The 18,286-nt window shown below is 33.6% G+C and carries 14 protein-coding genes; 7 read left to right on the top strand and 7 right to left on the bottom strand.

What is annotated here, in order from left to right:
* The 6 genes from ACFSBH_RS19455 to ACFSBH_RS19430 all read right to left on the bottom strand — a co-directional run bounded on the left by ACFSBH_RS19455 (position 1) and on the right by ACFSBH_RS19430 (position 9,251).
* Positions 1 to 810, bottom strand: a complete 810-nt coding sequence (locus tag ACFSBH_RS19455; protein ID WP_379599302.1) for an SAF domain-containing protein — start codon at positions 808 to 810, stop codon at positions 1 to 3.
* 202 nt (positions 811 to 1,012) lie between these two features.
* A complete protein-coding gene (locus ACFSBH_RS19450; protein ID WP_379599300.1) occupies positions 1,013 to 2,503 on the bottom strand; it encodes a hypothetical protein in 1,491 nt (496 codons plus the stop codon).
* A 199-nt stretch (positions 2,504 to 2,702) separates the two neighbouring features.
* Positions 2,703 to 3,695: a hypothetical protein gene (locus tag ACFSBH_RS19445; protein WP_379599298.1), complete on the bottom strand. Its 993-nt coding sequence runs from the start codon at positions 3,693 to 3,695 to the stop codon at positions 2,703 to 2,705.
* Positions 3,695 to 4,633, bottom strand: coding sequence for a 30S ribosomal protein S1 (locus tag ACFSBH_RS19440; protein ID WP_379599296.1), 939 nt, complete (start codon positions 4,631 to 4,633; stop codon positions 3,695 to 3,697). Before ACFSBH_RS19440 ends, ACFSBH_RS19445 begins: the two co-directional genes overlap by 1 nt.
* A 180-nt stretch (positions 4,634 to 4,813) precedes the next feature.
* Entirely contained in the window at positions 4,814 to 7,753 is a 2,940-nt protein-coding gene (locus ACFSBH_RS19435) for a type IV secretory system conjugative DNA transfer family protein (RefSeq protein WP_379599294.1), read from the bottom strand.
* 145 nt (positions 7,754 to 7,898) lie between these two features.
* Positions 7,899 to 9,251, bottom strand: coding sequence for a replication-relaxation family protein (locus tag ACFSBH_RS19430; protein WP_379599292.1), 1,353 nt, complete (start codon positions 9,249 to 9,251; stop codon positions 7,899 to 7,901).
* 702 nt (positions 9,252 to 9,953) lie between these two features.
* Between ACFSBH_RS19430 and ACFSBH_RS19425 the strand changes: the two genes are divergently transcribed.
* Both ACFSBH_RS19425 and ACFSBH_RS19420 read left to right on the top strand, forming a co-directional pair.
* Positions 9,954 to 11,126, top strand: a complete 1,173-nt coding sequence (locus ACFSBH_RS19425; protein ID WP_379599290.1) for a hypothetical protein — start codon at positions 9,954 to 9,956, stop codon at positions 11,124 to 11,126.
* 38 nt (positions 11,127 to 11,164) lie between these two features.
* Complete coding sequence (locus ACFSBH_RS19420) at positions 11,165 to 11,536, top strand: hypothetical protein (protein ID WP_379599288.1); 372 nt, start codon at positions 11,165 to 11,167, stop codon at positions 11,534 to 11,536.
* Positions 11,537 to 12,146: 610 nt separating this feature from the next.
* Here the strand turns inward: ACFSBH_RS19420 and ACFSBH_RS19415 are convergent.
* Positions 12,147 to 12,650: a hypothetical protein gene (locus ACFSBH_RS19415; protein WP_379599286.1), complete on the bottom strand. Its 504-nt coding sequence runs from the start codon at positions 12,648 to 12,650 to the stop codon at positions 12,147 to 12,149.
* A gap of 870 nt (positions 12,651 to 13,520) precedes the next feature.
* Here ACFSBH_RS19415 and ACFSBH_RS19410 point away from each other — a divergent pair.
* The 5 genes from ACFSBH_RS19410 (at position 13,521) to ACFSBH_RS19390 (ending at position 18,208) form a co-directional block, all read left to right on the top strand.
* Positions 13,521 to 14,447 carry a hypothetical protein gene (locus ACFSBH_RS19410; protein ID WP_379599284.1) on the top strand — a complete coding sequence of 309 codons (927 nt, stop codon included), beginning with the start codon at positions 13,521 to 13,523 and terminating at the stop codon, positions 14,445 to 14,447.
* Between the two features lie 630 nt (positions 14,448 to 15,077).
* Complete coding sequence (locus ACFSBH_RS19405; RefSeq protein WP_379599282.1) at positions 15,078 to 15,953, top strand: tyrosine-type recombinase/integrase; 876 nt, start codon at positions 15,078 to 15,080, stop codon at positions 15,951 to 15,953.
* Between the two features lie 157 nt (positions 15,954 to 16,110).
* Positions 16,111 to 16,680: a hypothetical protein gene (locus ACFSBH_RS19400; protein ID WP_379599280.1), complete on the top strand. Its 570-nt coding sequence runs from the start codon at positions 16,111 to 16,113 to the stop codon at positions 16,678 to 16,680.
* A complete protein-coding gene (locus ACFSBH_RS19395; protein ID WP_379599279.1) occupies positions 16,673 to 17,332 on the top strand; it encodes a hypothetical protein in 660 nt (219 codons plus the stop codon). Before ACFSBH_RS19400 ends, ACFSBH_RS19395 begins: the two co-directional genes overlap by 8 nt.
* A 3-nt stretch (positions 17,333 to 17,335) precedes the next feature.
* Positions 17,336 to 18,208 carry a hypothetical protein gene (locus ACFSBH_RS19390; RefSeq protein ID WP_379599277.1) on the top strand — a complete coding sequence of 291 codons (873 nt, stop codon included), beginning with the start codon at positions 17,336 to 17,338 and terminating at the stop codon, positions 18,206 to 18,208.
* Positions 18,209 to 18,286 lie beyond the last annotated feature (78 nt).

Here is an 18,286-nt window from a genome sequence, read left to right as displayed (position 1 = left end):
TTATTCCTCACTTTCTTCTTCGTTATCATCTGCGGATGATTCATCTTCGTTTTCCTCTTCTTGTTTTTCCGGTAATTCGTTTTGATTTATAATAACTTCTCTTCCTTCATTTCCATCCCGCTCCAGAGTATATACAACATATAAGGTATATCCGCTTTCCGTTACTGAACGTAATGCGTCTAGAATTTCTTGATTAGCGATAATTTCTAAGTTAGATATTGTTCCTGTAGTTGATTCAGTTTTATCTTCACTTATAACTGTTTCTACTTCAGCATTGGAACTGTTTTTTACACTTGATATACGGATGTTTTGAAGAATAGGTAAACGATCATTGGTGATGAAATGCTCTTGTTGTCCACTTCCCATTGATTCAATCATTCGCTTTTCATCTGTTGCTACAACATAGAAATCAGCAAGGTAACTTTTACGTAATGATTGTGGAACTGTAAATAACCAATCCTCTGGAATTGCAGCAATAAATTCTCCTTTTTCTTCATTTGGAATTAAATCAAACACATCTAGCAGTGTTGGGTTAATCTGTTGTCCAGCAGGAATAGTGTTAGCTGCGTAACTTCCAATAATGTCATCCGCTTGTTCTGGAGTAAAAGCATTCTCTAACACGGTATTAGTCGGTATCTCCAGTACGGCCAAATGATCCGCGGTTATTTCTTCCTTAAACATAATATCTTTCGAAGCGACAATGACTTCTGTGTGATTATAACTGGCTTTTACTCTGTCAAAGACGATGACTGTTCCGAATCCAGCTATAATAATTACGACAGAAAGAATAATGGTAAGAAACTTCTTCATCTAATTCTTTACTCTCCTTTTAGTTTGAAATGATTTTCCATAAAAAAGAAAAAACCCCCGAAGAAAATTCAAAATGAATACTATGATAAACATAGTTCATTTGATTTCTTCGGGGGTTTCCCGTCTTTTATGTAATTTTTCATTAAAATCAATAACTTGCTTAAATCTTACCATTGGATGGTATTAGTGTCAACCTGAAACATTAAATATGGAGCAGGCTTGAAAAGAGTTTTGACTTCCTTTTTCCCCTTTTTAACATCGAATCAGGAACAATTTTCTCAACTACTGGATGGAGCAGCTTTTTAGAATAAACTTTTGAATCGTAATCGTTGATAAAAATAGCTTTATCCTGACAATCAAATACTGCCTTTGAGCTAATGGTAGGAATGGTAGTAATAATCTTATCTCCGTATAATTCATTAATAAGTTTATTCTTTAGTAATGACTCTTCCATACGGTTACCTATGATATCTGTTTTATCTTGTTCAACGATATAACGATAGTAGGCTGTTTTTTCATTGTCAGGATCTTCAAGATAATGTGCATCACTTACATCGGGTTCAATAATCATAAATACATTTGATGCAATTTCAAATAAATCACGTACCACTTTCCTATGCCAATCGTTACCCACATCAATAATAGTAATAGGAGAAGGTATTTTAAGGAGAATCTTTATAAGCAGTTCAAAATTTACTTGTTCTTCGTTATAGACATCTTCCTCTGGATGTTTAGCAATTATGCTAACACCATCTTCCATCCAGTCAAAGGTGATATTTGGCGGAATATCTTTTTTTAGGTGGGAATAAAACACACTACGATAATTCTCCAACTTCCGGTTCCCGTCAAAGCGGTCATAAGTATATACTCGACTAAACGGATTTTCAATGTACGTCACAGGGATACTTAAATTTGCAATGTCCTTAGCTAGAAGATGGGAAATAAATGTACTGCCATTACGTTGAAATGGAGCCCCAACTAACACGATCTTTTTTTCAATTGGTAATGGAACCAACTTTTCAATGACGCGTTCCTTTACCTTCTCCCTCTCCCTCTTTTCTAGAGGTTTCTTTTCAGTACGTTTCTTATTTTCTGTTGGAGCGGCTTCATCTTTATTGTCTGGTTGCTCTATCTCGGAGTCATCTTCTTGTTCGGTGTTACTATCTGCATTTTTATCCTGGACTTGTTTAGCTACTTCATCTTCTTTTTCTTCTGCTTCCTTTTGTTCTTGCATTTCAATTTTTACAGTAGCAAAGGAATCATCGCGGAATTTTGCTACATTCGCATATCTAGGGGGAGTGGATAGCTGCTCCACAAATTGAACCATATCAATTGCTGACTCATTAAAAATGTCTAGTACACCTAAACCAACGATTTGATTTAGAAATATATCATCTCTTGGACGTTCACAAAGGAATACAATCCGAAGATCTTCATATTTTTGACGCGTAAAATGGAGAAAACTTAGCCACTCTTTTTCACGTTCGCTTTTCCCCGTTGTATCAGAAGGTAAAAATACATCATGAACAATTAATATTACTGGCTCGTGCAACTCAATAATTTCGTCTAAATAACGGAAATGCATGATTTCTTGGTCAATTAAATGAAGAAGTTCTGCTTTATTAATGTATTTCCGTAGGATACCACTTACATTTTCGTTTCCCACGGCAAGAAGAATACGGGTATTAGTCATTCAATTACCTCCTTCAATAAGAAAACCCCCGAACAGGACACGGTTAAAATAACCATTGTTTGTTCGAGGGTTTCTATGTGAGCGGTACAGGTTTCCACGCCTGTATGAATCCGCTGTTCTCTATATATAATATAGAGGATGTTTGTTATAAAATAATTTTAGCACCCATATAGAACAAAGTCAATAAACCCAAAAATGTTTAATTTTCCTGTGTAGTAGCAAGGAAACCAACATGTAATCTCTTTAATTTTTCCTTATCAGCACGATAGAATGAGTATTCCAAACCTTTCATTTCAACTTCCTCTTCAACAAGGAACCATACAGGAAAAGGGAATGAATCAATAACAATCTCTTTATGAATAGCCTGGGCCATGGATAAAGTTGATACATAAAGCACAACTGTTGTAGGATTGACCGGGAAATTACGGATCTTTAATCCATTTTGCTTTTTATATACAAATTCCCATTTACCTAATTTGTCTTTCAAGTACCCTATAAAATTCTGCTTCATCTGTGCCCTTTCCATGTAAATGTTAAGACGACCTTGTGGTAGGTTTAGTTCAACAGCTGCAGATACCTTACTGGTCGAATTACCACCAATTAAAGAGCCGCTCCATTGCCATTTACTAGCTACTCGTCTTTCAATAAACATGGTTCTTAACTCATTAAGAGCGATATAACGTTGCATTAATCCGGAAGCGCCGGGTCCATGAAATCGTTCAGGATGGACAAAATTACTCATACCACTATAAAAATGGTCCATAAGCAACTTACCGGCTATACCTAAAACGAACACTCTGGAAAAGTTAGGGTAACTCTCTTCCTCGCCACGAACAGATACCTTATAACGCTGGACATAATCATTAGTAGCCAATTGGTCTAAAAGTTTGGAGACTTGGGAGCGGGATAACTTACCAGCAAAACAACGACGTAAGTGGTCCTCACTGCAACATATTGCATCGCCTAAAGCCTTTAGTATTAGGATATGATTTTCATTAATGATGCCTCTTTGGTAGTCGGATATGACTGCCTTTAATGAATAATAAGCACGATAGTGTTTTGGTAATTTCTTATGAGCTACCATATTAGGATGGTCAAGAAAGGGAATGATACCATCCTTTGATACATAATAGAGGGATTCTGTTTCCTCTATGGATTCTTGTGGTATGGCAGCGTAATTATCAATAGCCATTACATATTGAACATAAATGCCGTTGCATCAGTACGTTCTCTTTTACCGTTAGGGTAATTGCGAATCATTACTTTACAATGGCGTTTTTTTAGATCAACGGATTCAATCGTGCATGATACAATATCCCCTACTACAGGCTCTGGTAAGTGAGGCAACTTCATCCCTTTTGCATCAAGCCCTTTCTCGATTTGAACGAAAATACCATGAATCGGGTGAACTTTAACTACTACTCCTGAAATAGCACGAGCATTACGAAGAGATGATAATTTTTCATATGGGTCTCTTAAGGTAGCTTTGCGACTTACACGAATAACATCGTTCTCTTTATCGTAGTCCATTACCTTTACTTTAATTGTTTCACCACGTTGTACCATATCTGGTATTTCCCAATTATAGTAATGAGACCAATCCCACTCATTTGGACTCATTCTGCAATCAGCACCCTTGATCCGAACGTATATAGTGTTTCGCACAGGGTCTACACCACGAACTACACCTTCGTATGTTTTTGAACCAAGTTGATTTGAAGCGGTTAGTTCATTGAGCTCTTCAATGAATGCTCTTTTAGCTATTTCATCTGCACGTCTCACACTTGCTAAGGCGACTTTAGTTTCCAAATTTATATCTGTGATAACCAGATCTTGGATGGTTCCAACAAAACCAAGTAAGGTACGATGAGGATACTCCGAGAATTCTTCAGATGTACAATAAACATAAGTACCATTTTCTAACATGATCTGTAAGATTTGCATATTAGGTGTGGCTGATTCTTCATCATTTTCACCAGTGTTGTTATTTTCGCGTTTTACAGTAGAGGTATCCAAGTCCTGTAAGGAATGTACGTGTCCTTTTAAAATGCTGTTTTCTCTTCTTGCTTTAGTCAAAAATTCTAATTGGTCATCAGTTTCCCACGATTCAAAGTTGTCCATGATTGCCATAGAATAAATTACCTCCCAATAAAAAAACGCACTCTAAACTTATGACGGGCCCAAAAAGGCTCGTACATACATTTAGAGTGCGTCTCTATTTTATTTAATTATTATTTTTCCTAATTTATATAATACACAAGTATGAGGAAAATTCAAGCGTGTAATTTTAAAGGAGCGGATAGGATAGTCCTAATCCTCAGCGTCTTCCACACCAATACTACTAAGGAAGTCATTGTGGGTTAAATTGTATTCTATATTCTTATTCACTTTCTGCTTTTCATTTAGATGTCTTTGATAAGCAGCTTGTTCCAAACGTTCTTGTTCGGTCTGATACGCTTTTTCCTTTTCTTCATTTTCCTTCTCTCTCTCCCTTTGAAGCCGAATAATTTCTTCATCACTATTCTCTTCTAATGGAGCGGGTTTGGACTCTGGCAAATCCTCAACTTGTGTACTTTCTTGCTCAGGTAAATCATTAGTCACTATTTCTATATCACTGACTATCACCGGTTCAGGAGAAAATGTTTCTTTAAGTTCTTCGATAAATTGGTCTGCTTCTTCATCGTGGCTTACTACCCTTGGAAACTGTACGATATTATCAATCTCCTCATCAATACCATCTTCCTCGATATCAACTGGATAGGATTTAATCGGTATATCCTTAGGTATTTCTGTAATAATAGCACGTTCCTCTTCTTCCTGCTTCGCTTCTAATTCTTCTTGTTGTAATTTTGTCAGAGCAGCTTCATCTAAAGTATGCTCAATCGCGATATGTTGTTGATTTCTTTCTCTTAACCAAAATTCACCGGATTCTTCATCAACCGAAATGACAGCTTCTTTAAATTCTTCTCTTGGCACAAAGTTTGCATCTATTTGGACTACTGGCATAGGTCGGTTATCATTTACAATTTTAACTGCAGCCTGGAACTCTTTTTGAAATATAATGTCACTTGGACTCATGATTACATCTTTGGTTCTAGTATAGCTGCTCCCCGTCCGTAGTACTGGATCTTCCTGTAGAGGAGAAACCTCTTGTTCTTGTGTCCCCTCTTCAAAGTATTCTTTTTGACCAAATATCTTACTGAAAACCTCGGCATCAAAATCTGGGATATCTCCATATACAAGTTTATGTCTTAGGGTACCTAATAGCGTATGCATGTAAGTTGTGCCATACTTATCAGCTAACTGCGTTATAGTTTGGGCAACCACCGTAACTATAGTTTTGTACTTACGTGATTGAGCTGGAAACTCTTTAAATGGACGATAAACGAAGTCTGGAAACTCGTCGACGATAATATGGTGATAAGTAGATATATCGGGTTTACGACGAAATACCGCATTCTGCAAGCTTAATAATACTAACTTCCCTAATACGTTAGATAACTCTCCAAGCTCTCCTTTGGCGGTATTCACTAAAAGAATCCCACCATATTCTAAGTGTTTATCCATATTAAAGTTTGATTTTCCAAATAATACACGACGTAATAAGTTACTTGCTCCAATATCATTTAAGATATTGCGAAGACCTTGTACATACTCTGCTTTAGCATCATAGTATTCTTCTTCACCATGATACTTACCACCTGAAACCTTTTCTACCTGGCCTTGTCTCGTTTTTCTTGGTAGAAGACTGTTATCGAACCATTCATCAATTTGTTGTACAATTTTCCAATGATTTCGTTCATCCCGATCTTCAATCGATTCAATATCAACCTCAGGGAAAGTCTGTTTTAGCTGAACGTGCATTTTTCTAACAAGCTGCGCATTGTTATACATATCTAGTAGCTTATCAAATGTTGCGTCATCATCTTCCTGTTTTCCTTTATGTAGCTTTAAGAGATAGATATAATGCTTTAAGTGGTTACGTTCGGATTGCTGGAAGAAAAAGTTTCCTTGCCCTCCCTCAGCCAATCCTTCAATAACCATAGCAAAAGCTTCAGCTACTTTATCAACCGGACCTTGCATGACATTAATACTTGGAGTTTCTGGATTAGTAGGGTCAATGTAATAGACCGCTTCACTTGGTATTCCATGAGCCTTAACTAGTTGAAAAGCTTTTTGACATAAATCATTAGAAGGCTCAATTACAGAAATTCCATTAAGATACATTCCTTGCACTTCTTCCGTCTTAAAATCTTCACGTTGATAGATATTAGGAAAATGATTAATGAAGCGGGTCATCCAATGTAAGTCTTGATTAATTAAAGGAAGGACGAGAGCGGCTGTTTTTCCTGTCCCTATACTTCCTATGATTATATTATTTAATGTTCTATCCTTACCAGGTTGATAGACTAATTCTTTGGTATCTGAATTCGGCCCCAATACTACGTCGGGGGGTACTATTTCGTTAGACTCCAATGTAGTTATGCTATTTTGTTTAATCTTACTTTGTAACCAACGATTGCTAAACTCATAATCATCAAAAGCCGAATTAAACGCTTCTTTATACTTGGAATACTCCGACCATAACAGGATTAGTAATAAAGATACTATAACGAATGGTATGAACATAAACATTCGCAATAAGTTTTGAGGATTCCCTACAAGAATCATAGAAAGCGGTGTATTCAATTCAATGGTTGTTATGTGTTGTAGGAAAAACGGTAACACATGTAAATATACCGGTGATGTAGTATACCAGATGAAGTACATTGAGATACCAAATATCACTGATAAAAATAAGAATAGTCTTAAGTATACTTTTTCCTTTTTCAGTTTTACAATATACTTCATTTCTTCCAGTGGTTTAAATAACCATAATACTCTTCTCTTTCCCAACGCTTTCCCACGGAGCGGCAAGTCCAAAATCTCAGATAAGAATTTACGGTCTAATTTTGTAAATACAAGCCACATTAGGATCATTGAAAGACTGTATAAAGCAAATCCAATAAAAGAAGGATAGATTGGATTACCAAAAGGTATAAACATTGGAATGTTACTCATAAATTGCCCAATCATCAACAATAGATAATTTATTACGTTACGTACAGTCCATAAGAAATTAATGATGATCCATATGAATGCTAATAAATATACGTTTTTGATATTCCACTTTGATTTAGATTTGATATCTGATTTTTTAACTACCGCGGATTCACGAATAGGTTTTGCAACCTCCGCTACCTTTTCCATCTCTCACGCACCTTTCTACACGAAAAATCCCCAACAAATCTAGGCAATAGAATTGCCATAGTCTGTTAGGGATGTCTCCTGTGTTATTAATTTGAGGGTAATTCATTAATACTTATATTACAGAAGATAAATCTGTAATTCAATATCATTCCTTTTTTTCTAACGGATATTCAGTTTGTTTTGTTTTAAATACTCCATAGAAGCTTCTGAAAGGTTTCTTACTTTTATTCACTAATGACTCTACATCAGTTGTTAAAACGGAGCGGTCAAACTTTGTACCATGACTATCCGATAAACTTGAAATATCATCATTATAGATAATTACTAATCTATGAACAGTGGAGACTAATCGTCTTTTCTTTATCGCATGAAATAAACTATCGATTCGTTGAAAACTCCTAATGTCTCCTTCTTGAGCAACAACTACAAGAATACGCTCTTCAAGTAACCCCTCTGTATTACGTAATTCCCAAATGCCATCTGCATAATGTTCTTTTGGTATCTCTTGCATGTAAAAGTCTTTCGATAAAACATGATCAACGTTAAGGTGAAATTCATTAACAAAATGCTTCTCAAGAATATTTAACTTAGCCTTAATGTCTTGGGGTAAGAATAGATATTCCGTAGCGGGACCAACTCGGTTTAAATAATGAACATTAATAGTCAGGTTTTTGGGTAAAACAATATTCGGTTCGGCAAAATAACTCTTGAAATTACTAACCCTTTTAGGACCACTTGGCGGTTTTAGTATACGATAGTGAAATTCTTCATCGATTAGTGAATATAACACCGTTATGTTTTCATCAGGATTTTCTATTGCACGTTGTATATAAGCTTTATGTTTGTCGTTCAGCGCATTAAGCTTTTCACTATTAGCGTCAAACTCTATAAAGAGATTATGCTCATTTTTTTCATCACTGCGATACTTTAAAAACCAGTCAGGTATCCCAAGAGATTTATCTACTCCAAAAAGTGAATATGGAGCTATACTTTCAAAATGAATATTATGTTTCATGTAATGTAGCATAAGCTGTACTACTACTTCTTGCTGACCAATCCCATGAGTATAATTAGTTTTTTCTTTAAATAAATTATTATTTACTTCTAACCATTCTTCCCCATCTTCGATAGCTAAAATCTTTAAACCTACTTTTCCTATACTGTAAATGTTATGTAGCATCATAGCATTTTTTATACTCGGCCTTCTTACATGAAGTATCTTTTTTTCTCCCCAACGATTCAATTTCATTCTTAGCGTTTTATATTTGATTGGAAAATACGCATTATAAATTCGATACAACTGATCCAACGACAATGCCTGTTGTCTAGCAATAAGCCTTAATAGATTTTGTTCAAATAAGGTAATTTTTGCTTTCTGTCTTTCTTGGGGCACTACTTCATTAGAAAGATCAAATACATACTTTTTCTGAAAGTATTCCTTGTCTGTAAATATAGGTGGTTTCCCAAGATCAGTAAAGAAGAAATCATGGTGTTCCATAAAATACCCCCCTGATAAAAGATAATATTTTGTACTTTTAAATATAGTGAAATTCACTAAAAATTATAGTGTAATTTAGGGTAGTAAGCCAGTTTTGGTGTTCCAAAGAAATTCAAAAAATATAGGGGGTGAATTTCTAGTTTAGTTACCTTGCTAAAATGACTTTATAATCATTTTGAGATTTGCTGTATTAACATTATCAATGTTGACGGAGTTTACACTGAGGATTAGCGAAAAAATGAATCAACATAGGTGTTTTTCAATGTTAACCAGTCAATGTAGACCAATCAATGTTAACCACTAGTAAAATAAACTATATAGTATTAATACTAAGAAGGTCAATTATAATCTCTTGACATCTGATCTATTACAGTTCGCTTAATTCTCCACTTCTCGTTACTATTATTAACTAATAGATGTAATACGTTAGAGTACGTTTCCCTGGTTCAATCCATTCAAATCTACAACATAGCGATAAATCAGCTGGTTTTGAGTGATTTATTAGTGATTTATAAGTAATATATAACTGAGTATTAAATTGAATGTCAGCTAATACATCGAAGTTTTTCTATTAAACTTGGAAAAGAAATTAATAAATGTTATATTTACTTATAAGTCAGTGAGTAATTACTTAAATACCACTTAATATTAACTGAATACAAGTCAGTTCAATTGTATTTAACGAAGGAGAGATGGAGTAATATGCAATTTATTGTGGCAAATGACAACGGAAATTCAGAACAAAAGATCAGCATTAATGGAGATTACTACAAACAACCTAACGTATATCAGATTTATAACAATACACCAACAGAGGTTCAACCACTTGAAAGTGTTATGGAAAATCTACTAAACAACATCATCGTAACAATTGATTCAAGAGCGGTTTCTCAAACCCCATCTACCTATGTAATAGGAAAAAGAGCGTTAGAGGTTTCTAATACTGTACGTAACATGGATATTAAAAGAGCGAAAAAGCATAAAGAAACGATTCCTGTTATAAATACCCTTTCATTCTTAGCAGCTTACGCTACCAAAAAACAATATGAAGATAAGAAAAAGTTAGAACATGGTGAAGTAATTGAAGTAGAAGTAATTATGACAACAGCTCTTCCGGCTAGTGTTCATAACGAGTTTACAAAGACAGAATTCGCTAATACATTTACCGATCATTATCACGAAGTTAAAGTACACTTTAATAACACTCATACTATTGTTAAAGTTAAATTTAGTGAAGTGAAGGTAGTTGCTGAAGGTGTACCTGCCCTATTCAATATTATTGAGGATGGGAAAGGAAATTATAGAGATGATGATTTATTTGATCATTTTAGAGAAACATATGACAAAAAGGATTTAGATGGGTCATACTTTGCAGATAAAAGGCTCCTTCATGTTGATATCGGAGATGGAACTACAGAGTTAACATTTACGCAAGGTTATAAACATGACAACGGAAAGTCAACTGGATTAGACTTTGGATTAGGAGCAGCTTTGGAATTAGCATTAGTACCTTTCCAAAATGAGATGGAAAAATATGATTTAAAAGTTAAAAGACAAGATCTTTCCCGTTATCTAAAAAACAAGGAAAGTGGTTTCCACGATTTAGCGGTAACTTGCATTAAGCAAAATTTAGAGCAACTTGTTGAAGACCTAGAGAAAGCAATAAAGGATAGAACGTCAGAACTGAAATTAGAATTTGATGTAATTGTTGTCTATGGCGGAGCGTCTATTATTCTAAAAGACGAACTCTACACAAGATTGGTTGAACATTTTAAACCAATTAACAAAGAGATTCTTTGGATTCCTGCACAACACGCTGTAGATATGAATGTTTTAGGTATGCAGATATTTAATGATCTTACTTATTCTAATTAATATACTGACTAACGATTATACATGAAGAAGGTGAAAAAATGGTGGAGAAAAAAGAACCGACTCGTGTACAGTTTCAAATTGGCTCATCAGCTCCAATCAGTCTTCAACAATGGGTTGATAACCAATCTCTACCCATAAATAAGGCGGTAAGAGAAGTCCTAAATCATTTCGTTTATCTATATGGGACAGAGGACATACTATCTCCTGAAGTAAGAGAAAAAATGACGATACAACAAAGGGATAATCTCTCCCCTTTTGATTCTACTAATGTCTCTTATAATCAACCAATGAAGGATAACCAAAATAATACAACATCAGTTCAAGAATCCAATGCTGACAGAAACCCTGATGCAGAGGAAAAGCAAGAGGCTACTAAGAAAGTTATTAAAAAGCGACAAATAGATATCTAATAGAAAAGACTGAAAGTATAAAAGTACTTTCAGTCTTTTGTAATTATGAATGTATTTGATTTCCTAATAGAGTTATTTATCATAATCTCTGTTTAATTATTAAGTTAACAAGGCTATACCGGTTAAAAGCCTGGGTTCTCGATATCTTTCCTATAATAACTAACCTTCGTTCGAATCAAACAAGGATATGTGCTAAAGGCAATTACTTCGATATCATCTTCTGCATTAAGAGAAAACTGTACAATGTATTTTTATTTTAAATGAATCTCATATTTGCCTTCATTATCTACACTCAATGACTTTTGGTGTTCTTCCCGAACTTAATTTCCTCTTTATGCAGTTTTGCTATATCAATTTTGATTACTTTTTGCAATTTATTTACTTGCTGCTTTCACTGCATTTTTTGCTGCCTTTGCATTAACAAAAGATAAACTTGAAACAATAATTCCTACAAGCGAAAATATAAGGCCAAATAAAGAAAGGTATTATCCCCCTTCTTTGCTAGGCCCTTCACGCTTCTTTTTCACGTTTTAGACAAGCGGTTTCTCTGTATTAGATGATCTTTATAAAACGAAATACTATATCTGCATCTCTTACCAAGCTTACTTCCCTATATTGTTTTTCTTGTGTTCAATAAATTCAACTTCTTTAATTTGTCCTCTAATATCTCTGGATATTCAACCAGAACATTACGATCTTTTTGAACCCACATACGTACAAATTGCATTTTGTTAACCATTTTAGAGACCTTATAGGTTTCATTTCTAATTCGTTGTATATCTGGATTCGCCAAAATATAAATATCGTTAACTCCTTCATTGATTGTTGCATATCTCATGAGTGTATGTATTTGTCTTGCAAAATGATTTACGATTTGCGCATGATCAAAGACTATATCATCATTAGCCCCATTCTTTTGTGACCCCTTCGATTCTACAAAAATCTGTACATCTCCCTTACTAGCTTTTACATCAACCCCCTTCTGTCTTCCTGTTAATGGCACTTCACAGTCAAATCCCCTGCTCTTTAAAAAACTTGCAATAGCAATATTGACTGTGTCCTCATTCATTATGAAAGAATCAGGTGTTTTTAGTTTACTATTTCTTATCGTCATTCCTATTTCCCCCTCTTTCAATCAGTCTTAGGACTTTAAATAAGTAATTTGGACTTACTATCCAACAACTCTTGTTTGCTTTCCTATGAATCACGCTCTTAATACATTCCATATAATTTTCCCTACTATATCACCTTGTAAGGTATTTACAAGATAATAACTTGTTATTAACACAGTAAACAATAGTTTAATTGTTTTCCCCGCGCTAGTGTTAAAGATTAATTTACATATTAGATTGCTAGATTAATAGCGATAAATGATTATTAAGTAATTTCTCATTAGCACTAAGTATATTAAAGCCCCCTTCTATGATCAATGTATAACTTACAGTTTATTCCCCTGCAGATAACTAAAGGTGTATACATTTTGTATTTAAATACTGAAAACCACTCATTAGTCAGTGACTTAACACTTATTAATAAGTGATAATAAAACTAGAGAATGTGAATAACTAGATACCCACTAACTTATAAGCTGTTAATCAGTAATAAATTCGTGAAGAATAATCCATAACTAATAATTTACTCATAAGTAACTAATTAATAACTGATTACTCAGTGATATATTAGGCGCTGTAAACCGCTATAGATTCATGGACACGATATAGCGCTATAAATTGTACCGCTATGAACTCATGGACAGGCAATAGCTATATCGATTTGGTAATATGATTAGTGCGTTTGGCTTGTATTATTATATCGTTTAGGTAATTGAAGTATAGCGTTTAGGTAACATGCTTTATGCGTTGTGTATATGGTACTTTTTCTATGTTTTAGAGCTGTTCTGTGTCCATGCGTTCGTAGCGATGTTGTTATATCAATAGTTTTGATATATAATGAGTTTAATAGTTCCGGAGAGAGGTGATTTGTTATGGGAAACAACATTAAAGAGATTTATATAGAAGAATTTAAGAATGATCCAATTTATAGAATGGTTAGAGATAGTAGATTAGAAGGTTACTTATTTCCGGACAGTTTATTAGAAGTTGAAACTAATAAGACATATAGCACGATTGAGGTAGGTAAGTTTATTGGAAGAAAAGATTCTACTATTAGAAACTACTTTAAAACTGAGTTGTTAGATTACATTGATCCTGAAAAAGTAGGTAACACATATCGATTGGACTATATCAACATATTCAAGATTCATATGATTTCATTGCTGTTTGAGAAGGGGAGAAAGAACAAGAGTGAGATTGCATATGAATTAGGCTTAAAAAGTGGAGTGAAAATTGGTACCGGTGACGATGTACCAGAATTTATAAAACGACAAAATCATGAGATAGATAACATTAAACAGTATTTAGCTTTTATGACGAAACGAATGCAAGTTCAGGATGAACTAAGAATGTTAGAGAATAATAGAAATGACAAAAACATTCAATTAATAAAACTTGAAAGTAAAATTGAGTTACTTAAAAGCGAATCTAATGAAGATAAGTATTTTAATGCAATAGCAACAGCTGTAGAAGAACTATCGAATATGGAATTAGAAAACACTAAATTAATTAAGGAACTAAAAGAAAAGAAATCTATACTTAATTGGTTCACCAAAAAAGAGAAACAGATTGACGATAATTTATCGTTGTCCAATCCGGCAGAAAGAATAAGTGAAGTTCTAAAGACAACCGATGAACAAGATAGGAACCAGGAAGAAATTAGAAAACTTAATGAACAAATGAACGAACTAAAAGAAGAGATCAAGGTACTTAATCAAGCCATAATAGAAAAGGGTAATGAACTAAAGGGCAGTACAATAGAAACACTATCTAATAATCAAAAAAACTATATTGAATAAGTGGAAGAAGGGGGCCAATCACTATGCTATTTCCAAATCCAAAAAACGAAGGCGAAAAGAAAATGAATGATATGCAGTTTAAATTTTTGTTGTTCCTAGGAATTGGAACAATTTTGTTTGGAATCTTCATGTACCCACATGTAATGTTATAAAATAATAATTTTAAAAAAACCTGCTCAAAAGAGCAGGTTTTTTCTTTACCATATAATCAAAAAATGATAAGCTTTTTAGCTGCTTGCTCTGCTTTTCCTTCACATTTAATTAGCGTAGTTTATTACGCTAATTAAATTCGAGGGGAAAAACAAATGCCAGCAGCTAAAAGCTTACTAAATACTTATTTAGAGTCAAGTATTATATAATGAGATTTTGGGATTTCACAAAATTAGTTTTAAATTCAAAAATAGATGATAAAATGAAATTAAGTATAGAGGTTGTTGTAAATAAATGTATAGAGGAAATTCAGCAATCGATCGGATTAGACCTAAAAGAACTCGCAAAGCCTAACGATTATTTAGCCTTTTGTTCTTTTATCGAACTGCAACATAATCACGAAAATAACGAAATGTTCGAAAGGGACCGTATAAACATTAAATAACTTTATTAATTGTCTACAGAAGGGTGGGGGAGTTGATGCCACATGGTTTCCGAAAGTACTTACAAAAAAGTAAAATGAGTGAAAGGACGATAGAGGATTATGTATCTCTAATTGAGCAATTTTTTAGCTATATTGACTCTCTTCATAAGAATAATGAGTTGGAACTTTTTGAGATACAAACCAGGCATATCCGCGACTTTTTAACTAAGAAACAGAAAGAAGACAAGAACGAGCTTTCTACAGTTAATAAGAACCTCACCATATTAAAAAAATTCTTTAACTACTTATGGGAAATAGATAAAATACCAGTTGACCCGGCAGGTAAGATTAAACATAAAAAAGGAAATGAAGTAAAATCTGCTATTGTACCTTATGAAATACTTTTAGAAATACTTCCTAAAGTTATTCAAAACAAAGAGTATTCTAATCTGAAGAAAGTTATTTATATACTAGCTCTTCATGGATTTAGAATACAAGATTACCATATATACAAGAAAGACATTATAGTAAAACAAGATAGCGTTACAATTTTCCCGAAATTACACGAACCTGTAGAACTATTCTCTGTTGAAGCTGATCTTTTTGTTTCCGTTTATCATGATTCAATGTTTATTGATAGTCCGTATGTTTTTAATACCAAAAGGAAAAAGGAACAAAAATATGTACCAATTGAAGTGATGGGGATCTATAAACATTTATCTGAAATAAAAGAGGACTATAATATACCTTTAAATTTAAACACCAACAATATACGTCATGCTTATGCTTTTTATCTTTACCATACAAAAGGGTATAGTTTTGAAAGAATTGCAGAGGTATTGGGAATTGAAAATTATAGTGCTGCTTTGCTAGTTAGGGAAAGTGAGAAAAGAATTCAAAATGCTCACGAAACACTTGAAATCAGAACTTAATTAGTAGTAATATGTATTTAAATAAATAAAGTGGGAGACGCACCCGAATAGACTGGCAATTAGAGCCTTCTATTTTGGGTGCGTCTTTTTTTGGAAAGGAATGTTAAAAATATTTACCTATGAAGAACCATTAAAGCACCTAATTACAGCGTCTTTAATGAGTGTAGCTTACCCTAATCATGATTATACTCGCACTAGAATATCTTGTCTTTATGTTCCTTATTCTCCAGATAAAAGTTCATATATTAAGAGCTATATAAAACAACATGAGTTATATAATTTTGTTGTTTTTAATAATGCAACCGATGAATTTAAAATAAGAATACCGGATTGGCTATCGACTTATGTCTCAAATTGGTTTGTGGGAAAAGAAAAGATATTTAAGCGGAATTTTATTAAAGATAATGATTACCAAGCAATTATGATATTTATAAACTTGTTTGGACATCGGCAAATAGAGGGCATAGCAATCCCAACTTCGGTATCTCCACGTTACTTGTTCACTTTACTGTTCTCAGTGAGCCATAATTTGAAGATAAAGACTATGATTTCCAATAAGCAAATAAAGATTCTGGACAGAAAAGAGCTCTTCTTAAATACTCTGTCCAGGGCAACAACGTTAGACAGCTCGCATATCGCGAATTTTCTTCTAAAAAAAGAGAAACAAATAATACAAGAATCTCTAGACAAACTTGCCAAAAGGCAAAGGAGTGGTATTTATGCATAAAAAAATACCATTGTTATTACTTGCTACAGTAACATTGCTTTCGGCTTGTAACAATAAGATTGTAGATGAAGCTGAAAAGGTTGAGTCTCAGAAAAAAGAACAAGAATATATGCAAGAAGAACTGGAAGCAAAACAGTTAGAAATATTGGAGGAAAATGAAATAACCATTGATGAAGTTTTAGAGGATATAGACAAAGAGAAAGAAACCAAAAAGACACTCGAAATTGAGAAAGTTGAGGAAAAAGAGGAATTTCATGATGGGGAGGAATTCGCGCAATACGTAGCAAGTGTTCTATTTGATTATTTTACAGGAGAAATTTCCGCAGAAGATTACTACAATTTTGTAACAAAGCACGGTTCTCTGAAGCATGTTAAAGACTTAGATACAGATATGAAGGACTTAATGGTGAAGAGCTTTGCTGATATTCAAAAGTTTTTCCTAGAGCAGGATCTAGCTATTAATAAATATAAAGTATCAGAGTTAACACTAGATGAAGCTGGTATATATGGATATTTTTATAGAACACTTATTACCGAAGAGGGAACTGAATTAAACTATGTTACAACTATTGTTAATGAAGGCCAGAATTGGAAATATGAGTCTGATGTTCTATCACATGGCTACAAGGAAAATACTAAGGAAGAGGGATAAAATATGATTTTAAACAATTCACAATTACTTAAAAAGGTAGATGATAGACTTGTTCAGTTATTGCAAGTTGACGAAGAGTTTCAAGCCGAATTTAATCAGATTCAAGCATATTATCTAAAAAAATTCATTCCGATTATTAATGATAGAGATAAAAAGACGTTCAATGCCTGGTTGCGTAAGTCAATGATTGAGCAATTTCAAAATGGTTACATGATGATTGAACAATACTATAATGATGAAAATGCCTATATTAATGAACAATTGTACACTCTACCAGAAGGAATGTTTACAGAAAACACACCGATCATATTAAGGGAGATGCTCCAGCCGCTATTAGACCAGGGTATATTACTCGACGAGATAGTTGACACCGATACGACAAGCAATCTCATTGTTTGGGCTATTGAAAAGTATGAAGATATTCGCCCCTTATTAAAACAAACGAGCTTTGATCTTACTTGTTTAGGTGCTAGACAAGCTTTACGAGACAAAAGAAAAGAATTTGAGTTTAAAACAATTACATTGGAAACAGAAGAAAGAAAACTTGGTAATATTGGAGACTTAATATTTATTAATCCACAAATGTACCTAACAATTAATCATGTGTCATCGAATGTAGAATATTGGGATATTCATTATTGGTCATCAAATTTAAGAGGTATTGAAAAAATTGGAGAAGCTTTAGTATTAAGTGATCCCGATTATATAGCTACAAAAGTGAAATTATCTTACCATCTATCTATGCTAGACTTTATACCCCAAGAGGAAATTACAGCGATTGCAAATCACCATATCAACAAACTTACAGATTATGCAGAAGCGGATGAAATACAGTATCAGTTGAAGCTGGTAAGTAACTTTTTCTCGCAGATATAATTCTATTCTACTATTCTAACAAAGTTTAAATAATGAAGCCTTTAAAATTCAAGGAGGTAATAAGTGATGTATGAGGAT

The organism is Oceanobacillus luteolus (genome assembly GCF_042678205.1).
GTDB lineage: Bacteria > Bacillota > Bacilli > Bacillales > Amphibacillaceae > Oceanobacillus > Oceanobacillus luteolus.
This window is presented reverse-complemented; position numbering and strand designations above follow the sequence as displayed.

Coding starts and splice junctions, on each gene's coding strand:
- ACFSBH_RS19400 (WP_379599280.1), top strand. CDS start 16,111: ATGAGTGTAGCTTACCCTAATCATGATTATACTCGCACTAGAATATCT.
- ACFSBH_RS19425 (WP_379599290.1), top strand. CDS start 9,954: ATGCAATTTATTGTGGCAAATGACAACGGAAATTCAGAACAAAAGATC.
- ACFSBH_RS19405 (WP_379599282.1), top strand. CDS start 15,078: ATGCCACATGGTTTCCGAAAGTACTTACAAAAAAGTAAAATGAGTGAA.
- ACFSBH_RS19455 (WP_379599302.1), bottom strand. CDS start 810: ATGAAGAAGTTTCTTACCATTATTCTTTCTGTCGTAATTATTATAGCT.
- ACFSBH_RS19420 (WP_379599288.1), top strand. CDS start 11,165: ATGGTGGAGAAAAAAGAACCGACTCGTGTACAGTTTCAAATTGGCTCA.
- ACFSBH_RS19395 (WP_379599279.1), top strand. CDS start 16,673: ATGCATAAAAAAATACCATTGTTATTACTTGCTACAGTAACATTGCTT.
- ACFSBH_RS19410 (WP_379599284.1), top strand. CDS start 13,521: ATGGGAAACAACATTAAAGAGATTTATATAGAAGAATTTAAGAATGAT.
- ACFSBH_RS19430 (WP_379599292.1), bottom strand. CDS start 9,251: ATGGAACACCATGATTTCTTCTTTACTGATCTTGGGAAACCACCTATA.
- ACFSBH_RS19415 (WP_379599286.1), bottom strand. CDS start 12,650: ATGACGATAAGAAATAGTAAACTAAAAACACCTGATTCTTTCATAATG.
- ACFSBH_RS19435 (WP_379599294.1), bottom strand. CDS start 7,753: ATGGAAAAGGTAGCGGAGGTTGCAAAACCTATTCGTGAATCCGCGGTA.
- ACFSBH_RS19450 (WP_379599300.1), bottom strand. CDS start 2,503: ATGACTAATACCCGTATTCTTCTTGCCGTGGGAAACGAAAATGTAAGT.
- ACFSBH_RS19445 (WP_379599298.1), bottom strand. CDS start 3,695: ATGGCTATTGATAATTACGCTGCCATACCACAAGAATCCATAGAGGAA.
- ACFSBH_RS19390 (WP_379599277.1), top strand. CDS start 17,336: ATGATTTTAAACAATTCACAATTACTTAAAAAGGTAGATGATAGACTT.
- ACFSBH_RS19440 (WP_379599296.1), bottom strand. CDS start 4,633: ATGGCAATCATGGACAACTTTGAATCGTGGGAAACTGATGACCAATTA.